Origin of the sequence: Iodobacter sp. (assembly GCF_025352645.1) — a bacterium.
GTDB lineage: Bacteria > Pseudomonadota > Gammaproteobacteria > Burkholderiales > Chitinibacteraceae > Iodobacter.
This window is the reverse complement of sequence record NZ_JANXSO010000128.1, coordinates 1-19,626: the sequence shown is the minus strand read 5'-3', so window position 1 is coordinate 19,626 and position 19,626 is coordinate 1. Positions and strand designations below refer to the sequence as shown.

Below are 19,626 nucleotides of genomic sequence, written 5' to 3'. Positions count from 1 at the left end.
TGGTGTATTTTTGCCGTACCCAATGGAAATAATATGAAATATCTAATCTCACTCTGCTTTTTTGCCAGCATGACCGCCCAAGCAGATTCAATGCGCTGTGGTCAGCAGCTTGTTAGCAGTGGCGATCCTATTTTTGCAGCAGAAGCCAAATGTGGCGCTCCAATGGATAAACGCGAATACAGCATGCCTGCCATCTATATCAATAGTAAAGGCGATAAAAAAACAGATCCCAACAAAGCCCCCATTTTTCATCAAGAATGGACTTACAACTTTGGCTCCGACCGACTTATGATGAAAATTAAAGCCATCGATAATAAAATTAGCACCATCGAAACGCTAGGCTATGGGCATTAATGGCATCCTAGCCTGTAGCCGCGCCTTTAGCGGTACACTGTAGCAAATCCACAAATAAGGAACATCATGTTTCCTCATTCACTTGCAGAACTCGATGCTTTAAGAAGCGATTGCAAAGCTATGGTAAATAAACGGGCAGGGCTTTCTGCAATGGCTGCGGTGATTCCAATTCCAGGCGCGGATATTGGTGCGGATATGACCTTACTATTAGAAATGATTCCTGCCATTAATCAAAAATTTGGCTTAAGCCCTGCCCAGATTGCATCGTTGGATCCACAGCTTAAAAAAATTGTCTTAATTGGCATTACTAGTATTGGCAGTCAACTTATTGGCAAAGTCATTACCAAGCCCATTATTTTTAAAGTATTAAGCCGAATTGGGGCACGCGTTGCCAGCAAATCAATGGCTAAATTTGTCCCAATCTTAGGGCAAGCTTTGGCCGCCAGCATTAGTTTTGGCGCAATGAAACTAGTTGGCAATGCCCACGTTGATGATTGCTATCATGTAGCAAAGCAAGCTTTATTGCTTACGCATAAAATAAGCGAATAAAGTAATAACTTGCCTAGGCTAGTTTTGCCTGCTTGCGCAACTGCCAAACGTAGCGGCAATACACCACATCCAGAAGGCTTGAAGAAACGGCTAAAACCAAAATAAATACATCTGCAGGATTGTGAAGATACATATAAACCGAAATCAAGCCTGTACCTAAAGTACGTAGCCACGCAATTGTCCAAGCATAGCCTACCGCACTTGGCTGCTGAATCAATAATGTCATGCAAAGCAAGCTAATAATAAATTGGCAGATATAGGCAGATCGTGCGCCGATTGGGGTATCAATTCCAGTAAGCGTCATGCTCCAATAAACCAAGATAAAGAACACCACACTACTCCAAACTATTTTTTTATAATGCTGTTTGAATAGCGCATTAGTAAATTGACCAAAGCCCAGCTGCAATACCTGCCAAAAGATAAACAAATCAAAAATTAACCAAGCACGATAAGTCCAAACTAAAAAAACGCCCATATCAGTACGTAATAAAACACCCCATACAAATTCCCAAGCCAAATTACTTGCCGCAGCAATCACCGCCATTTCTACGGCACGATGCCGTTTAGCTTGCAGCAAAATAAACCCATATGCCAACACCCAAAGCAGGCAGCCAACCGCAAATAAACCCAATTGCAGCGGAGTATATAAACTACCATCCACACTCACGGTATTAAACCAAGCGTCTGGATTATTAATTGCACCACCAAATAGAATCATACTTTGCTCGGCACTAAATCTGCAGCAACGCTGCTCGTTACGTGCAACTGCTCAGGAATTTGAAAAGGGGTTCCAGGGTTTGGCCCCGCCCAATGCTTTTGTAATGCGTCCATAAAATATTCGCCATATTCCTGCATAAAGCTTTCGGCAGTATGCGAGCTATTGGCTAAGCGGCTTTTCAAACGGAAAATAAACCGCAGCAAATCAAGCACCCAGCCCCAAGCACTATGTTTTTTTAAACCTAAGTAACGGGCATTACGACGGCCCAATAGCGTGGCCATTAGCTCTGGCACTAGCCCTGCAGCAAGATCAGGGAGATTTGCTTGCAAGAAAGCCACATGGGCATTAGTAAGCATAACGCCCGCTTCAGAGTAACCAAAATTACGCCGCTCCAGCGCTTTCCAAACCTCACGCGCCTCATTCAGATTATTTGGCATGGCCTCTGGCATAATCCCCAAAGCGGCACCAATCACTTTCCACAAATAAAGCTGATCCTCTTCTTGCTGCTTGCTAACTTTAACCCCTAATTGGCGCAAGCCTTCAATCGCCTGCTGCGAGAACGCCAGCATAGTACCAATTAATTCTTCTTGATTAATCGGCACCCCCCAATCTGCATGCCAGTTATACGAGGAGCTGCGTCGCTTAGAACGGGCAAAGTGACGAACTGCAGCATGCATTAAGCGTATCTTACGAATAGTCAGCAAACCTTGTCCACCCACAGCAAGGCTATTGGGTTCGGCCACATTTAAAATAAAACGCAACGTTTCAGATGCTCTACGCTCAAAATGCCCCGTTAACTGCCCAGTTGCCGCTAAAACCTGTGCGCCACCTACTTTGCCCGCATATAACACAGGTAAGGATCGGCACATCAAGCTCAACCCAAAAGGAATGCCATAAGTAGTAAAAAATTGTTGTGCCCGCGCTATGCGTAGCATGTCGATATCAGCGGCTAGCTTAGATGTTGCTTCCAAATAATCGAGTAATTTGGGTGGCATATCGCTAGGCCATGCGATATAAGTATCCATTTGAGCTAAAATCTGATTAGCCTTGCTAATATTACCGCTCAGAATCAGATCGCGCATGCATTGATCCGCCAAGGGATCTGCGCTTATTTTTAGCTGGTCAAGAGTGGCATCTGACCAAATGGGGGAATGAGTTCGTAGCGTCACAGTATGGTTCTTATTCTAAGGCAAATCAGTGGTTTCTTGGTAGGAAAGCCACCAAGTAATGTAAGTTTCACTGATTGGGCCACTAGATTTATTGATAAAGAAACCCGATGAGCTGCTTTACTCAGCACTTTTAGCCGTCATTTCCGTATAGAGCCTGCCCTTGAATACTTGAGTCAGGTACAGGATCTAGCGTATTTGGCACAAAAAAAGCTCTAGTTCTCCGATAAAAGCACTCAGAGATGACGCAATTCAAAGCAAGCGTACTCAGGCTTAAGTTTTGCTGAACAAAGCTACTAATCAGGTAAGAAACGTATTACTTTAAGGCCGAAACGCAAAAACGCTTCTGGCATGCTTTATCTAGGTAAACAGCCTTGACTAGGCCATTAACTTATAAATTAGTTAAGTTTAACAAGTGTATTTTAGCGCAAATAATTACTCAATTGTTATTTTATGTTACTTAAGCAGAAAGTTTGCTACTGGAAAAATAAAATAATCTAGCCTACCTTCACTAAGAACGATCCTGTGCCTACTCTGACACTCCAATATTTTTCCTCCATTTTATCGCTAAGCAGATTGGTTTTTTGCTTTGGCTTGCTAATAGCTTGCCCTAGCCATGCACTTACCATCAATAGTCAATTACCAGGCGTACAACTCGAGCAAGAGCTAAAAATTTGGCAAGATCCAAGCCGCGAAATGAACGTAAATGAAGTAACAGTACAGCGCGATTTAGGCCGTTTTCAAGCGCAAAAAAGCGCGCGGCATTCGCTAGGCTATTCAAGGAATGCCGTGTGGTTTTCCTTTGTGCTAAATAATCCCAGCTCAGCCGACATTGTCAATTATGTGGAATATACCGAAGCACAAATTGCTAGCGTCAGCCTCTATACCCGCTCTGCAGGGGAAAGCTGGCAAGTACAGCATTTTCACGCGGCTCAAAGTGCTAAAAGCCGCCCATTAGCCACAATTAGGCCCGTATTTTCACAAAAAATCCCAGCCCATACCCAAGTCGAAGTATTAATGCGCGTGATTTATAGCGACCAAGAAGACATGGCCGGCCCCATTATTTCTGATGTGCGAATTTGGGGTGAGCAAAATTTTATCCACGCGAATAATGAAGAAATGCTGCTCTGGGGCGGTATGGCAGGGATTATGCTTTTGGTAGCGTTTGCCGCACTGGCGGTTTTTTTTGCATCAAAAGATAAAACCTTTTTATTTTATGGTTTAAATCTCTTAACCCTTACCCTTGCTCACTTAAGTGCCATAGGCGTGCTGCCCTTATTTTTATGGCAAGGCCAATACAGCCTAACGCTTTTATATGTATTAAGTGGGCTTTATTATATTTGCGCAGCACAATTTGCTCGGCAATATTTAAAAACCGCGCAAATCACCCCTAAGCTAGATATCGCCTTAAAAGGAATTATCGGCTGTGGCGCAATAAGCGCATTCAGCGCTTTATTAGGTTTCACCCAATTTACATTATTGGTTTTAGAAATTGGCGGCGTGGGCTTTATGCTTAATATTGTAGCTAGCCTCTATGCGGTGCGATATGGCGTTTCTGGAGCAAAATTATTTGCCTTAGCTTGGGCTATTTATGCGGTTTCAATCACCGTTACCTGGGGTTTACGTGGCACTGGGGTGATCGACCACACCCCACTCACTTACCGATTTAATTCGGTAGGAATTGTGATTGAGATTTTATTATTTAGTGCCGCTATGGCACTGCGCGTTGCCGAAATTAATCGGCAAAAAGAACACCTAGAAATGGTATACCGCCAGCAACTCGAAAAAGAAGCTTCAGAGCTAGAGGCACTGGTAATGCAACGCACTTACGAACTTGATTTAGCAAGGCGTGACGCCGAGGCGGCCAGCTTAGCTAAGGGCAATTTCTTAGCCCATGTAAGCCATGAGATTCGTACCCCACTCACCTCTATTTTGGGCTACGTAGATCGATTAAAGCATGATGAATCTTTAAACTCCCTACAAATGCAAAGCCTAGCGCGTATTGCAGATAGCGGTGATTATTTATTAAGCCTAATTGGTAATGTACTTAATGTAAGCCGCTTAGAGGTTGGCTTAGCCGAATTAGATGAAAGCCCTATCTCAATTGAGATATTAACTCGCCAACTTAATGCCCTATTTGATGAACAAGCCAAAGTTAAACATATTGGACTCGAGGTACATTCTGATGTGCAAGGAGAATTGTTATTAGATGCCGGAAAACTCAGACAAATACTTGTCAATCTATTAGGTAATGCCATTAAATTTACCGAAGCAGGCTTGGTGCGATTACATATTAGCTTGCAACAAATCGAAGAAAAATATTGGCTGATTGCAGAAGTCAGTGATACCGGCCCTGGAATTGCAGACGCCGATTGCAAAAAAATATTTGCCCCCTTTGAGCAAACTCTACAAGGTAAACGCGCCGGCGGCGCAGGGCTTGGCCTATCCATTAGTAAAGATTTTGCCTTACTAATGGGGGGCAATTTGCATGTAGAAAGTACGCTAGGGCAAGGCGCAAGCTTTACCCTCTGTGTACCCGTTAAAATCAAGCCCGTTTCAAGCTGTCAAGCCACCTTAGCAATTCCCAATAAAATACGGCTAGATAGTCAGCATATTTTAATTGCCGAAGATCAAGCCATTAACCGCGAGCTGCTGAATGATCTACTGATCAGTACTGGGGCAAAAGTAACGGCCGTTGAAGATGGATTATCGGCACTGAATGCATGGCGCTGCGATAGCTCTATTGCTACCGTATTGTTGGATTACCATATGCCGCTTCTGAATGGCATGCAAGTCTCACGCAGCCTGCGGGCACTAGGATTTAAAGGACAAGTATTACTACTTAGTGCGGGGCATTCCCCTCAAGCCGATACGCTGCAGGCGGCAGGGATAGACCAATGGATAGAAAAACCTTTTCATCGAGAAACACTGTTTGCCGCCCTACAAAATCAAGCCAGACTGCCTACTCCACCGACAGCGGAACAAGAAATCCTTGATTTAGAGGCGGCCTGCCAAGCGCTCGCTTACTCATTAGAAAAATGTGTAAATATGGCACAAAAAGGTTTAGATAGAATTAGCCAACTATTAGAGGCAATACCAGCAGAAAGTAATCTAGAGAACAAGAGCCGTCATGCACACAGCGCGAGAGGAATTGCAGGGCAAATTGGCGCGCATCAGCTCAGTACTAGCCTTGGCCTATTAGAAAGCCAGCCTGATAATCAACAATTACATATTCAAGCCATAGCCTGTACTCAAGTGGCCTTTATTGCGCTCCAAGCATGGCGGCAACAACTTTTAAAATAAATAGATGACTTAGCGGCGGCAAGTCTCCAACGCAATGGCGGCTAAGCAGAGCAGAAACAGGTATAATCCTTACATAAAATTGATTTATCAATTGCCTTATGCGGATTAAATAATTCAACGCAGCTGGCATAAAGTGCTATATCTCTATATTAAAACGGCTCGGCAGCGTTCTGCTTGGCCGTTTTATGCTTTATAGAGCTTAGTTTATGGCATAAAAGATTTTAGGATTATATGTAAGGGGCTATACAATCCTGAATTACTCTGTGGGATTTACCCGCTTTTTTTAAATCAAGCCCACAAGGTTTGCACTACCGTGATTAAACTTGAAAACGTCAGCAAGGCGTATCGGGTCGATGGCCGCGATATTCCAGCACTTGCTGGTGTGTCTTTATCGATTACTGCCGGAACCGTATTTGGCATTATTGGCCATTCAGGCGCGGGTAAATCCACGCTGATTCGGCTTATCAATCTATTAGAACGCCCAACGGGTGGCCGCATTGTACTAGATGGTGACGATGTTACCCAGCTAAGCACCACTGGGCTACGTGGCTTACGCCAGCAAGTTGGGATGATTTTTCAGCACTTTAATTTGCTGGGTTCCAAAACCATTGGTGATAATGTCGCCTTTCCCTTAAAAATTGCTGGCAAACTTAGCAAGGCCGAGATCAGTAAACGTGTCGATGAATTACTCGCACTGGTTGGCCTCACTGAGCACAAAGATAAATACCCAGCTCAACTATCTGGCGGGCAAAAACAGCGCGTCGGCATTGCACGCGCCTTGGCTAATCGCCCCAAAGTATTGCTTTGCGACGAAGCCACCAGCGCACTCGATCCACAAACCACCCAATCGGTTTTGCAATTACTACTGGATATTAATCGTCAACTGGGCCTGACTATTGTCTTGATCACCCATGAAATGGACGTGATTCGCAGCATTTGTGATCGCGTGGCTGTTATTGATGGTGGTGCTATTGTGGAAGAAGGCGAAGTCACGCAAGTCTTTCTACATCCCAAGCACCCCACCACGCGCCGCTTTGTATTTGAAGCAGAGCATATCGATGAAAATAAGCAATTTGACGACTATGCGCATGTTAGCGGCAAAGTAGTTCGCTTAACTTTTATTGGCGAATCAACCTATCAGCCCATTTTGGGATCGGTAGCGCGTGATTGCGCGGTTGATTTTAGTATTTTAGCCGGCCGTATCGAACGGATTAAAGACACACCTTGCGGCCAGCTAACCATTGCCCTGAGTGGCGATGATATCGACGCCGCCTTAGCGCGTTTTGCCGCTGAAGGAATCGATGTAGAGGTATTACGTTAATGGAACTTTTAAATCAACTGACGGCCAATATTGATTGGGCAGAGATCTGGCTGGCTGGGCAAGATACCTTACTGATGCTGCTTGGCTCCTTGGTGTTCACTTTGGTGCTGGGCCTGCCACTAGGCATCTTGCTATTTTTAACCGGCAAACGCCAATTGCTCGATCAGCCGGTGATTTACAGCATATTGTCCTTTTTAGTAAATATATTGCGCTCTGTGCCATTTGTGATCTTACTGATTATCATGATTCCGTTTACGGTGCTGATTGCAGGTACATCGCTCGGCGTAGCAGGGGCGATTCCACCACTGGTAGTAGGCGCAACACCATTTTTTGCCCGCTTAGTTGAAACAGCACTACGCGAAGTAGACAAAGGCATTATCGAAGCCACCCAAGCCATGGGTGCCAATACACGGCAAATTGTTTTTGGTGCGCTACTGCCAGAAGCATTGCCAGGATTATTAGCCGCCATGACGGTTACCGCAATCACGCTGGTATCCTATGCCGCCATGTCAGGCGTTATTGGCGGCGGTGGACTTGGCGATTTGGCGATTAGATTTGGTTACCAGCGATTTCAAACTGATGTCATGGTGGTTACCGTTGTATTACTGCTGATCTTGGTGCAGATATTACAAATGATTGGCGATCGTTTAGTGAGCCACTTTAGCCGTAAATAAACTTTGGCTGTGTGCTGTGGAGTGCTGATCTTATATGCAAAGCACACTCAACCAGTCATAAGCCATTTTTAGCAAGCACACTCAACTCTCAAGGGAATCATCTTTATGAAAAAGATACTCGCTCTCCTTACCGCAACACTGGCTTTAAATGCATATGCAGCTGACACGCTCACCATCGGTGCAACGGCAGTTCCTCACGCCGAGCTACTAGAATTTGTAAAGCCACAGCTGGCTAAAGATGGTGTACTGCTTAAAATTAAAGTGTTTACCGATTACGTGCAGCCTAATGTGCAATTATTAGAAAAGCGTCTCGACGCTAATTTCTTTCAGCACAAGCCATATTTAGACGAATTTAACAAAGGCAAGGGCGCTAATCTGCAAAGCGTGGCCAATGTACACGTCGAGCCATTTGGTGCTTATTCAACTAAAGTAAAATCCCTTAAAGAGCTGGCTGATGGTGCTACTGTCGCGATTCCTAACGATGCCACCAATGGTGGCCGTGCATTACTACTGCTAGAAAAAGCCGGCTTGATTAAACTAAAAGACAGCAAAAACATCCTTGCAACAAGCCGTGATATTGTAGAAAACAGCAAGAAATTGAAGTTCCGCGAATTAGAAGCAGCCACCCTACCACGCGTACTCACCCAAGTTGATCTCGCCCTGATTAACACCAATTACGCCCTTGCTGCCAACCTAAACCCAAGCAAAGACGCACTCGCCATCGAAGGTGCGCAATCCCCTTACGCGAATATCATTGCTACCCGTGCTGACAACGCCAACAGCCCAGCAATTAAAAAATTAATTGCTGCACTGAATAGCCCAGCGGTTAAAGCCTTTATCCTTGAAAAATACAAAGGCGCCATTGTTCCAGCGTTTTAATATTTTATATAGCATAAAAAACCCAAGCTTCATTGCTTGGGTTTTTTATGCCAAAGATAAAGTGCAGATTAGGGTGTAATCTCTTTATGCCAAACTTTGCTCTACAGCCTCAGTTTTTAGAAAAGAGTATCAAAGCATGCTAATTAACAAGACAATATCAAGCCCAGCTAGCATAGCCATTAAGTAAAGCATTGGGGCTATTGCTGAGCATTCAGTGAAATTAAACAATTACCTGATTATGCCTCTTGCTCAATGGGCTCTGTGTAGATGAAATTTTTGAGTGCTTGCCTTGGTTTTGGAATTGGTGGCGGGTGAAACCCGCGAGCAATGCTGAAGAAATACGCGGGTTTCACCCGCCCTACGATATTTATAATGAGATTGAGCAAGAGGCATAATCAGGAACAATTAAGCAGCAAAGAAAGCCATTCATGCTTGATAAAGACGATGCCAATCAATTTGGCGCTGAGTATCTGCCTGGGCACTTGGGATTGTGATTACAGAATTATCTAGAGACAAGGTCAGCGCGGTAATGCCAGTTCAAAAAAGCTTACTGCCTCCAAATGGCTATTTACATGTGGGCAGCGTGATCAGCTTGGCTGATAGCTGCACCGATTATGGTTATATCGCCATATCTACCAGAAGGAGCAACGGGATTTACCACCATCGAGCTTAAATCCAATCATCTTGGCACAGCACGGGATGGAATAGTAAGCTGCACCACCAAAGTGGCCCATCAGGGTAAAACCACCCAAGTTTTGGATGCGGTAGTTAGCCATCAAGAAACGGGAAAAACCATCGCGTTGTTTCGCTGTACGCAGATGATTCTTTATCCGAAGTAACAAGTACTTCAGCTTAATTGCTATTACGGCTGAATATTTTCAAACTCTGCCACACAAACTGCAGATACAAGTAGGTATGATTTTATAGGCAATAAAAAACCCCGGCGCAAAACCGGGGTTTTTCTTAAGCGGCAATAAATTATTGCGGCTGGATGTTCGATGCTTGCTGACCTTTTTGGCCAGTTGTCACATCAAAGCTTACTTTTTGACCTTCTTGAAGTGACTTGAAGCCACTTGAAGTGATCGCAGAAAAGTGGGCAAACAAGTCTTCGCCGCCTTGATCAGGAGTGATGAAGCCGAAGCCTTTTGCATCGTTGAACCACTTTACAGTACCAGTTGCCATTGCTCTTTACCTTGAACTAAACATTGTGAGCACACGCTCACTGACTCAATAATGCCTGTAAAAAACAATTGATGCAAGGATTAAAGTGATTACTGTGCACATACTTGCAGCTTAACAGTGCCAAAACAACAGTAACCCACTGAATTAACATCACTTTTTTATATTTATCACATCATACGCCGCCATAATCATAGCAGCGCCTAAGCACTAGATAATTATAAAACTTGTTGCTGCGTCCCTAAAATTTAATGCCATCCCAGCTAAGTTTTATAGTCGGTTTCTTTTTTTCTTATAGAAGGATTACAGCTCGCCGGCTCCTTTATGTATATCGATTTGCATATTGCCCACCAAAATCCAGACTAAAACACAGGTTTGGGTACTTTTTAGCTAAGAAGAAAGGCCATGCAAGCAACGGCGTATAATCCAGCCGATCTAAATCAACGTCTAGAAAAAAAATCATGTCTAATATCCCCACTTGCCCACAGTGCACTTTAGAAAACACTTACCCAGATGCAGAAAACTATATCTGCGCCGACTGTGGTTTTGAATGGCCTCAAGCAGCCGCCAGCGACGACAGCGATGATGTGCTCATCAAAGACGCTAACGGCACCGTGCTGGTTGATGGCGATGCGGTTGTACTCATTAAAGATTTAAAAGTAAAAGGCACGTCTACTGTGCTGAAGCAAGGCTCTAAAGTGAAGAGTATTCGCTTGGTTTCTGGTGGCGATCATGAAGTAGATTGCCGGATGGATGCAGGCAACTTTATGCTAAAAGCGTGCTTCTTAAAGAAAGCCTAAGGGTTTGGGTGAAAGCCGATACGATCGGGCTTCACCCTATCAAAAATCATAGCTTACTCAGTTTGAACCGATCTACTCTACTAGATAAAGCAAGAGCAATACTCGTCTAGCCAGTCGCACTCGTGGAGCAATCAATAAGGCGTATCATTCGCTTAAGCCATTTACTTTATTGATCATGCTCCCCATCCTTTATTCCTTCCGCCGCTGCCCTTATGCCATGCGGGCCAGAATGGCGATTCAATACAGCGGCATCGCCGTTGAATTGCGCGAAATTATGCTGCGAAATAAACCCGCTAAAATGCTGCTCGCTTCCCCCAAAGGCACGGTGCCTGTTTTAGTACTAGGCAATCAGCAAATCATTGAACAAAGCCTTGAAATTATGCTTTGGGCATTAAATCAACACGATCCGCTCGATTACCTTTGTCTAAAAAACCCAGCGCTACAAATATCTATCCGCGAACTCATTACTCACAATGATCAAGTTTTTAAATTGCATTTAGATCAATATAAATACGCTGATCGCTATCTAGATCACAGCCAAGAATATTATCGCACCCAAGGCGAGCTCTTTTTGCAGCATTTAGAGCAATGCTTGGAACAAACTACATTTTTGCGACTCAATCAAATATGCTTAGCAGATCTGGCGATTTTTCCATTTGTGCGCCAATTTTCTAGCGTTGATCCAAAATGGTTTGACTCGGCCCCTTATCCTAAGTTAAAGCAGTGGCTATATTTTTTCTGTAGCAGTACCGAATTTTCGCACTGCATGCAAAAATTTCCTGCTTGGCAAGCGGGCAACGATTGCTTAATTTTCCCTTAAATCACAAGTATACAATTCAAACGGTCGTGGTAACCTTGCCGCTTGAATGTGTATGAAGAACTGAGTCATCGTGAGTCAATTTATTCGCCTAACTATGGATGACATTGCCCGTCTGGCCAATGTATCCAAAACCACGGCTAGCCTAGTGCTAAACGGCCGCTCTGCCGAATATCGCATCGCCGAATCTACTAAAGAGCGCGTGCTTGCCATCGCGCGCGAGCATCATTTTCAACCATCCCAATCGGCCAAAACACTGCGCTCGCGCAAAAGTGGCACCTTAGGTTTACTGGTGCCGGAGCTAAGCAACTTTGCCCACGCCAGCCTTGCGCAAGCTTTAGAGCCGCTTTGCCGTGAGGCAGGCTATCAATTACTGGTAATGAGTAGTAATGAGCAAGCCAGCATGGAAACTGCAGGCATCGAGCATCTGCTCACCCGCCAAGTAGACGGGCTGATTGTGGTGCCCTGCAGCAGCGATGCCACGCAGTATTTAAAATGGTCTTTGCGCCTACCACTGGTGTTTGTAGACCGCCATATTAAAGACTGCCCCATTCCCTTTGTGGTGACCGACGCCATTGATGCGGTCACCTCCTTAGTGGTGCACACCATCGCCAATGGCAGCCAAGAGGTGGTGTATTTTGGCGGCCAAGCCGATTTATCCCCCAGCCAAGACCGCCTTGCAGGCTATCGCAAAGGCCTAGAACTCAGCGGCATAACAGAACAGGAGCACTGGGTTTGGCAGCGAGATTACCTGCGCCCATCGGGCTACAGCATGATGGCCGAATGCTATGAAAAGCTGGGGCATTATCCAGACAGCCTGTTTACCGGCTCGCTCACCTTGCTAGAAGGCGCACTGGCCTATATCAACGAAAAACAAAATGGCATGCCTAAGCATTTAATGACCTTTGACGATCATAACCTGCTGAACTGCTTACCTTGGGGCATTCAATCCGTGGTGCAAGACAGCCAGCTGCTCGCCAGCGAAAGCTTATCCCGCGTATTGAAACTGATGCAGGGCAAGGCTGTGGATTCGATATGGGTACCGGCGAGCCTGCATCAGCGCAGCTGATTTCTAGGAAGTGCAGCACACTGGCATTAAACGACATATTCTTATTACGAATGAAGATGTATTATAAATGCTTATTTTAAAGTCCGGACAACAGCAATGCGCCTGAATGTTTTTACCGATTACTGTTTGCGCACTTTAATTTACGTTGGTGTACAGAATGATGGCATTGTCACTCGGGGCGAGATTGCTACTGCCTATGCTATTTCTGACAATCATCTGATGAAAGTCATGAGCTTTCTAGCCCGTAATGGCTTTTTAGACACGACCCGTGGCAAAGGCGGTGGCATGCGTTTATCCCGCCCTGCTCATGAAATGAGCATTGGTGCCCTAGTGCGCTTAAGCGAGGCAGATAGTCCCATGGTGGAATGCTTCGACCGCGAACACTCCACCTGCAGTATCAGCGCGGCATGCCGTTTAAAAGGCGTGCTCAATGAAGCCATGCAAGCGTTTTACAGCGTACTAGATCGCTATACCCTGCAAGATTTAATTAATAATCCGGTCGAGCTCAATGCCATCTTCAGCATTCCACTGGTGCAAAGAAAACACTAGTGATATTTGATATGCCGCTGCACTAGCCAGTACGCGCCGCCACACTATATAGCTCCCCCACAAATTAATCATCACAACAGAAACTCACTGAATGACCCAGACCAATAACCCGCAGCATGGTATTACCTTAGAAAAAATGCTGAGCGATTTAGTTGAACACTTTGGCTGGCCAGAGCTGGCCCGCCGCATCCCGATTCAGTGTTTTGAAAAAGAGCCCTCGATTAAATCCAGCCTAAAATTCCTGCGCCGCACACCTTGGGCGCGCAGTAAAGTAGAAGAGCTGGATGCCAGAATGCGCCGCTAAGCCTGCGGCGCATTCAATCTTCTCATTCAAGCCACTTAATCCTAAGTGGCTCTATTTTTTAGCACTCCTTTTTATGCCTGCAAGATCCTGAATCAGCGCGGGCCAAATATTTTGGGCAGCATTTCGGCTGATGGTGCGCCCTGTGCTTTTTGCATTTTGCCCTCGCTGTCTTTGTAAAACGTGACGGGTGTAGCAAAAAGATCAAATCGCTGCATCAATTGATAATTGGCATCTAGCTTGCTGCGCACGTCTTTAGGGATCTGCGCCAAAGGCTTTACCCCACCGCTGGCATGCTGTATTTCATGTTGATAAAGCGCCGCCTCTGGCGCTTTGGCAGTCATCAGCGCGGCGGCTTTGCCCATGCTATCGCTTTTAATAATGCCCACCATAATATGCCGGATCTGCACCTTGCCAGAGCTAACCCATGGCCGAGCATCGTTCCACAATTTATTGCAATAAGGGCAATTAGGATCGGTAAACATATATACAATCCTTGGCGCATTTTTATTGCCGTCACTAATCCAATGGCTATCTTCTAACTGCTTCCAAAGCTTATTGCTAAATAGCTGATCAACCGGCGCTTGCTTAAGCGCCTCGCCTTTGCTATCGACCATCGAGCCAATAATTGCTTGCTTACCATCGGCAGTTAAATACACCGTAACCGGCTGCTGCTGATACAAAGCAGCGTAGCCTGTTACGCCGCCAGGGGCTTTAAAGCTATCCAGCACTTCCATGCCTTTTCTTTCTAGCGCTTTAATCGGCGCAGGCCAATCGGCTGCGGCCTGTGCATGGCTCATGATCAAGCAGCTACTGACTAATGTAGCGATCATTACTTTCATTGGATTATTCCTATTCTGACTGGGCAGAGCGCAGTAATTTAAGCTTACTGGCTAAAGAAGCTGCAGACAGCTCACCACGATGTGTGTCGAGTAATTGGCCATCTGCACTAAAAAACAAAGTACTTGGAAACGCCACCGCGCCGTATTCCTTAGCTAGCAAGCTAAAAGGATCGACCAGTACATGGCTTAAATTCAGCTTATTTTTGTGCAAATACTGCTCAACAACGGCATTTGCTTCGCCCTGATTTGCAAACACAAAGCGGATATGGGGCTCTACCACCTGAGCGGCTTGCAGCACCGGCATTTCACGCAGGCAAGGCGGGCACCAGCTGGCCCATAAATTAAGCACCAGCGGCTTACCATCCGCTAATTTCGCCAGCGTGGTATTTGTGCCCGCTAAAGGCTGCAAGGGCAAGGCGGAAAGTTGTGCGGGCTTTTGCATGCTCACGATGGCTGTCATGGCTCCCCAAGCCAATGCGCCAGCCAGCAAGCTCCAAGCAAGGGGTTGGCGCAAAGGGATGTTTAATCTCACTCGCCACGCTGCATACAGCAAGGCCGCCACCAAGCCGCCCCATACGTTGTAGCCGCCATCGCGTATATCAATCATGGCCCAAAGTGAGGGGTAAAGATCAAACCACAAGGCAATAAACACCAAGCGCGCGCCCAGCACCCCTACCCATAAAAGATCAAGCAGCAAGGAGCCGATGCCGAGCCCTTTCGCCAGATAGCGCCCCACGCCTGCACCGATCAAGAGCGATAGACCCAACACTGCATAGGCCAGAGGAAAAGGGCCGATACTCATCATGCTATTCATAACTTGGCTTGTGCTAAACGAGCAAGAAAAGCATCGGCACTCAGCTTGCCTACAATCCGCTGTGCTCGCCGCTCTTTGCCATCGGGGCCGATCAATAATAGCGTGGGCGGGCCAAGCACTTGGTAAGCAGAGAGCAGCGCTTGGCTTTGCTCTCCCGAAGCCGTCACATCAGGGCGGATTAACTTCATCCCCGCCAAGGCTTGCTGCACGCGGGCGTCCCCCAGCACATCACGCTCGATTTCTTTGCAAGCCACGCACCAATCCGCGTAGTAATCCACCAAGGCCCACTGCCCTTTTTCGCTGGCCGATTGTATTTGTGCAGCCAATTCGCCAGTGCTGTTCACCGTGATAAAACGCTCCAAAAAAGGGCTCTCTTGGGAATGAGCCGCTGTTGCCTGCATAAAAACCAAGGGCTGATACGGATTATGATTACCAGCGGCAGCGCCCAGCACCATTGCCGCGCCCCAAAGCGCCATCACAGCAGCAAGGCTACGGATTGCCCACGCTTGGCTTGGCAGCAATAAAGCCCACAGGCAAAAAGCCATCGCCAGTAATAAAGCCCCCCATAACGCCAAAGCCAGTGCTGGCGGCATGATGCGGGCCATGAACAAAATAGCCATACCCAGCAGCACAAAGCCAAACACCATTTTGACCCGATTCATCCATATGCCGGGGCGCGGCAGAAAACGTGCACCTAGCGTACCCACCAGCAACAGTGGCAAGCCCATTCCCAGCCCCATTGAGAGCAACGCTAAGCTTCCTTTCAATACATCGCCGGTATTGCTGATATAAAGCAAAGCACCTGCCAATGGCGCAGTCATGCACGGCCCCACCAGTAAGGCCGATAAAAACCCCATCGTGGCCGCACCTGCAATTGTTCCGCCTTGTGATTTTTGATTGGCAAGCGATAGCCGATCACGTACTACGGCGGGCAGCTGCAATTCGTACGCCCCAAACATCGCCAGCGCCAACAGCACAAAAATCATGCCGAACACGCCCAGCGCCCAAGGATTTTGCAAAAAGGCCTGCAGATTAGCCCCTGCCATCGCCGCAGCGGCCCCCAATGCCGCATAAGTCAACGCCATAGGTAAAACAAAAGCCAATGACAGAATAAAACCGCGCCGAGGCGTGGCCCCACTGCCCGCAATCAAGCTAGAGAGAATAGGTATCATCGGTAACACGCAGGGGGTAAACGTCATCAGTAAACCTAGGCCCAAAAACATCAGCAACATCCACCCCAAATGCGCTTGGCTTAATCGCTGTGCAATTTGCTGATCTTCACCCAGCTCGGCTACTGGCCCAGCTTTAAGCACCGGCAACTGACTATCGCTACGATTAAGTGGGCTGGCGGGTCTATCTAAGGCATCCAGCTGATCCAATTTAATTTGCCGTGTTTGCGGCTGATAGCACAGCCCCGCTTCAGCGCAGCCCTGCCAGCTGATGGCCAGCACCTTGGCATGCGGGGCTTTCAGCAGCACATCCACCTGATTAAAATATACCTCGGTTTCGCCGAAGAATTCATCCGTTTTAGCTATACCAGCGGGTAGCTCTGTTTTTTCAATAAGCCCCGCAGGCAGGCTCTCTACTTTTATATTTTTACGATAAAGGTAATAGCCTTGGGCAATATCCCAGTGCAGCTTAATCTGGCCAGATTGCTCCTTGCTCACCACCAGCTTAAAAGCTTGCTCTGGTGGCAAAAAATTATCCTCAGCCTGAGCAAAAGGCAGCCATAGCAGGGCCAGTAGCAGGCCTATCCATAATGAACGCAACATCAATCTCTCCAAAATCAAAACCGGAAATGTAAGGATGTCGCCTTTGGATTAAGGCAACATTAACTGTGCAATAATCTGCGGCCTGAATTCAGAGCAAAGAAAAATCACCCATGCGCGTGCTGCTGGTAGAAGACAACGATTTAATTGCCCATGGCATTAAAGCAGGCTTGCGGGCTCATCAACTCACGGTAGACAGCGTGGCAAGTGCTGCAATGGCAGAGGCCGCGCTTGCCACCTTAAATTGCGATGTGTTGATTCTAGACCTTGGCTTGCCTGACGAAGATGGTATGAAGCTTCTGCCGCGCTTAAGAGCAACAGGCATTGTTTTACCCATCTTGGTGCTCACCGCGCGTGATTCAATTAAAGACAAAGTCATGGCATTGCAACTAGGGGCCGATGATTATCTGCTGAAGCCTTTTGATTTAGATGAATTAGTCGCCCGCTTACATGCCTTACAGCGCCGCGTAGCTGGGCGTTGTGTTGATCTGATTGAAGACGGGCCATTAAAACTCAACCCTGCTACCGGCCATGTCAGCCTTAATGAGCAACCCATCGCCTTATCCCGACGGGAAATGGCACTGCTGGCCGCACTGATGCAAGCCAAAGATCGAATACTCAGTGCCGAGCAGCTTAAAGACCGGCTTTACGACTTCAGCGAAGAAATCGAAAGCAATGCCCTCAATGTGCATATCTATCATCTACGCCGCAAATTAGGCGGCGAGATTATCGAGACGATTCGCGGCATGGGTTATCGCTACGGTGGAATCAAACAATGAGCTTACGTCTGCGTTTATTACTGCTGATTGGTATTTCTTTGAGCCTATTATGGGGCGGTGTAACGGCTTGGACTTTATATAATCTAGACCGGCAAATTCGCCACACTTTGGATCAGCGCCTTAGCATGTCGGCGCAAATGGTAGCGGGGCTAATCTCGCAAAACGCCGCCGCCTGGGATGCGGCGGCCAAAGGCAAAAAACGCGATACCCTGCTACTACCTGCTGGCAAGGGCTTAGCCTGCCAGATCAGCTCTTTACGCGGCGAAGTGCTGGCGCGCACCGATCATACTCATCCGGATGCCACTCGCTCTAAAACGCTGGGCTTTACTGATTTAACCATTAATAAAGAGCAATGGCGCAGCTACACCATCGAAGCCTTCGGCCTGCGCGTCACTACCGCCGATCGGCTAAGCGAAAGAAATCAAATGCTGCAGGATGTGCTGCTCGCCACTACGCTACCCTTTATGGTTGCGCTGATCGGCAGCCTGCTTTTGCTTTGGTTTGGCGTAAAGCAAGGGCTGCGGCCGCTAGAGAAAATTCGCCAAGCCCTTGCAGGCCAAACGCCGCAAACCTTAAGCCCACTCTCTGCCCTGCATATTCCCAAAGACTTGCTGCCTTTAGTAACAACCTTAAATCAATTACTCAGCCGAATAGAGCAAACACTGGAGCGGGAACGCCAGCTCACCAGCGATGCCGCGCATGAATTACGCACCCCGCTTACCGCCATCAAAATCCATTTACAAGTCGCCCGCATTACCGAAGGCGAAGAAGCAAAAACTGCTTTAGATTACGCCGAAGAAAGCGTAGCAAGGCTACAACATACGCTGACGCAACTACTGACCCTCGCCCAAATTGAAGGCGATTTTTGCTGGGATGACGGGCAAAGCACCTCTACCAACGAGATCTTAAAACTTGCCATCAGAGACGCCGCCCCCCAGCGGCCAGAACGAATAGATGCAGGCGAAATAATCGCAGCTCATCAGCTTGCCCTACCTCAAGCGCTGGCCGTAACGGCGCTGCGTAATCTGCTGGATAACGCACTCAATTACTCCCCAGCCAATAGCGTGGTGCGAGTGGAAATACACTACTTGGAAGATGCCATTTGTTTTTGCATTATTGATCAAGGGCCGGGGCTTCAGCCCGCTGAGCTCGCCTTAGTGACCCAGCGTTTCTGGCGGCGTAGTAGCACAAAAGGCAGCGGGCTTGGCCTATCTATCGTGGCCGCCATCGCCAAGCGTTTTAATGGCAAGCTCGAATTAAGCCAGCATGAACATGGCGGAGTAAATGCCATGCTCACCTTGCCAATTCTGCGGTAAATATCTTCAACTAACACACGCAGATCACTTGCATAGGCTGGTCGCTTATTTTCCCCAAGCTTGTGGCGCTTAAGATTTAGTCGATCAGTTTGACTGGCTAGTGCTGGCTAGTGCTGGCTAGTGCTGGCTAGCAGAAGCTTGCGAGTGGCAAGCAAAGTGATGTCTACTAGAATAGATAATACTTACAATAATCCACACAAATACTGACACCATCATCCAAAAAAAATAAAAAAAATCTTCGTCATATTTTGCTGATCTGCTACGACTAAGAGTCAGCAAGCAATCGTGCTTGTTGCCTATCCAGCAAAATTTGGAGAATGACCATGAATCGTATAACCGGAGCAACCTTAGCTGCTGCAGCTGCAACCCTCTTCTCTCTTGCGGCTTATGCCGAGGAAAAGCCTGCTTCACACGATGCAAGCACAGA

The 19,626-nt window shown here is 46.9% G+C and carries 20 protein-coding genes; 14 read left to right on the top strand and 6 right to left on the bottom strand.

Annotated elements, in window-relative coordinates:
• The first annotated feature begins 33 nt into the window (after positions 1-33).
• Together Q0R17_RS14490 and Q0R17_RS14485 are read left to right on the top strand one after the other, a co-directional pair.
• On the top strand, positions 34-354 hold the full coding sequence (locus tag Q0R17_RS14490; RefSeq protein ID WP_293936014.1) for a DUF2845 domain-containing protein: 321 nt from the start codon (positions 34-36) through the stop codon (positions 352-354).
• A gap of 66 nt (positions 355-420) precedes the next feature.
• On the top strand, positions 421-903 hold the full coding sequence (locus Q0R17_RS14485) for a hypothetical protein (RefSeq protein ID WP_293936013.1): 483 nt from the start codon (positions 421-423) through the stop codon (positions 901-903).
• A gap of 13 nt (positions 904-916) precedes the next feature.
• Here Q0R17_RS14485 and Q0R17_RS14480 read toward each other — a convergent pair whose 3' ends face one another.
• Positions 917-1,621 (bottom strand): hypothetical protein, encoded by a 705-nt coding sequence (locus Q0R17_RS14480; protein ID WP_293936012.1) that lies wholly within the window; start codon positions 1,619-1,621, stop codon positions 917-919.
• Entirely contained in the window at positions 1,618-2,703 is a 1,086-nt protein-coding gene (locus Q0R17_RS14475; RefSeq protein ID WP_293936010.1) for an oxygenase MpaB family protein, read from the bottom strand. The genes Q0R17_RS14480 and Q0R17_RS14475 overlap by 4 nt, the downstream gene beginning before the upstream one ends.
• A gap of 678 nt (positions 2,704-3,381) precedes the next feature.
• Between Q0R17_RS14475 and Q0R17_RS14470 the strand changes: the two genes are divergently transcribed.
• The 5 genes from Q0R17_RS14470 (at position 3,382) to Q0R17_RS14450 (ending at position 9,803) form a co-directional block, all read left to right on the top strand.
• Positions 3,382-6,090, top strand: a complete 2,709-nt coding sequence (locus Q0R17_RS14470; RefSeq protein ID WP_293936008.1) for a hybrid sensor histidine kinase/response regulator — start codon at positions 3,382-3,384, stop codon at positions 6,088-6,090.
• A 313-nt stretch (positions 6,091-6,403) separates the two neighbouring features.
• A complete protein-coding gene (locus Q0R17_RS14465) occupies positions 6,404-7,411 on the top strand; it encodes a methionine ABC transporter ATP-binding protein (protein ID WP_293936006.1) in 1,008 nt (335 codons plus the stop codon).
• The gene (locus tag Q0R17_RS14460) at positions 7,411-8,085 is read left to right on the top strand and encodes a methionine ABC transporter permease (protein WP_293936005.1); all 675 of its coding nucleotides are present in this window, start codon (positions 7,411-7,413) and stop codon (positions 8,083-8,085) included. The genes Q0R17_RS14465 and Q0R17_RS14460 overlap by 1 nt, the downstream gene beginning before the upstream one ends.
• A gap of 105 nt (positions 8,086-8,190) precedes the next feature.
• Positions 8,191-8,964 carry a MetQ/NlpA family ABC transporter substrate-binding protein gene (locus tag Q0R17_RS14455; protein WP_293936003.1) on the top strand — a complete coding sequence of 258 codons (774 nt, stop codon included), beginning with the start codon at positions 8,191-8,193 and terminating at the stop codon, positions 8,962-8,964.
• A gap of 614 nt (positions 8,965-9,578) precedes the next feature.
• A complete protein-coding gene (locus Q0R17_RS14450; RefSeq protein WP_293936001.1) occupies positions 9,579-9,803 on the top strand; it encodes a PaaI family thioesterase in 225 nt (74 codons plus the stop codon).
• 139 nt (positions 9,804-9,942) lie between these two features.
• Here the strand turns inward: Q0R17_RS14450 and Q0R17_RS14445 are convergent, their stop codons facing one another.
• Positions 9,943-10,146 carry a cold-shock protein gene (locus tag Q0R17_RS14445; protein WP_130107085.1) on the bottom strand — a complete coding sequence of 68 codons (204 nt, stop codon included), beginning with the start codon at positions 10,144-10,146 and terminating at the stop codon, positions 9,943-9,945.
• Between the two features lie 458 nt (positions 10,147-10,604).
• On the opposite strand from Q0R17_RS14445, the gene Q0R17_RS14440 reads away from it, so the two are divergent.
• The 5 genes from Q0R17_RS14440 (at position 10,605) to Q0R17_RS14420 (ending at position 13,682) form a co-directional block, all read left to right on the top strand.
• Positions 10,605-10,943 carry a zinc ribbon domain-containing protein YjdM gene (locus Q0R17_RS14440; protein WP_293936000.1) on the top strand — a complete coding sequence of 113 codons (339 nt, stop codon included), beginning with the start codon at positions 10,605-10,607 and terminating at the stop codon, positions 10,941-10,943.
• A gap of 175 nt (positions 10,944-11,118) precedes the next feature.
• On the top strand, positions 11,119-11,763 hold the full coding sequence (locus Q0R17_RS14435) for a glutathione S-transferase (RefSeq protein WP_293935999.1): 645 nt from the start codon (positions 11,119-11,121) through the stop codon (positions 11,761-11,763).
• Positions 11,764-11,833: 70 nt separating this feature from the next.
• The gene (locus tag Q0R17_RS14430) at positions 11,834-12,829 is read left to right on the top strand and encodes a LacI family DNA-binding transcriptional regulator (protein WP_293935997.1); all 996 of its coding nucleotides are present in this window, start codon (positions 11,834-11,836) and stop codon (positions 12,827-12,829) included.
• A gap of 96 nt (positions 12,830-12,925) precedes the next feature.
• Complete coding sequence (locus Q0R17_RS14425) at positions 12,926-13,378, top strand: Rrf2 family transcriptional regulator (RefSeq protein WP_293935995.1); 453 nt, start codon at positions 12,926-12,928, stop codon at positions 13,376-13,378.
• Positions 13,379-13,469: 91 nt separating this feature from the next.
• Positions 13,470-13,682 carry a VF530 family protein gene (locus tag Q0R17_RS14420; RefSeq protein WP_293935994.1) on the top strand — a complete coding sequence of 71 codons (213 nt, stop codon included), beginning with the start codon at positions 13,470-13,472 and terminating at the stop codon, positions 13,680-13,682.
• 92 nt (positions 13,683-13,774) lie between these two features.
• Here Q0R17_RS14420 and dsbG read toward each other — a convergent pair whose 3' ends face one another.
• From dsbG to dsbD, 3 genes are read right to left on the bottom strand one after another with little or no spacing between them, the layout of a single operon-like run.
• Complete coding sequence (dsbG, locus tag Q0R17_RS14415) at positions 13,775-14,521, bottom strand: thiol:disulfide interchange protein DsbG (protein WP_293935992.1); 747 nt, start codon at positions 14,519-14,521, stop codon at positions 13,775-13,777.
• Between the two features lie 10 nt (positions 14,522-14,531).
• The gene (locus Q0R17_RS14410) at positions 14,532-15,326 is read right to left on the bottom strand and encodes a TlpA family protein disulfide reductase (RefSeq protein WP_293935991.1); all 795 of its coding nucleotides are present in this window, start codon (positions 15,324-15,326) and stop codon (positions 14,532-14,534) included.
• A gap of 5 nt (positions 15,327-15,331) precedes the next feature.
• Entirely contained in the window at positions 15,332-17,107 is a 1,776-nt protein-coding gene (gene dsbD, locus Q0R17_RS14405) for a protein-disulfide reductase DsbD (RefSeq protein ID WP_293935990.1), read from the bottom strand.
• Positions 17,108-17,217: 110 nt separating this feature from the next.
• Between dsbD and Q0R17_RS14400 the strand changes: the two genes are divergently transcribed.
• Positions 17,218-17,883 (top strand): response regulator transcription factor, encoded by a 666-nt coding sequence (locus tag Q0R17_RS14400; RefSeq protein ID WP_293935989.1) that lies wholly within the window; start codon positions 17,218-17,220, stop codon positions 17,881-17,883.
• Positions 17,880-19,199, top strand: coding sequence for an ATP-binding protein (locus tag Q0R17_RS14395; protein WP_293935988.1), 1,320 nt, complete (start codon positions 17,880-17,882; stop codon positions 19,197-19,199). The genes Q0R17_RS14400 and Q0R17_RS14395 overlap by 4 nt, the downstream gene beginning before the upstream one ends.
• Positions 19,200-19,626: the final 427 nt, after the last annotated feature.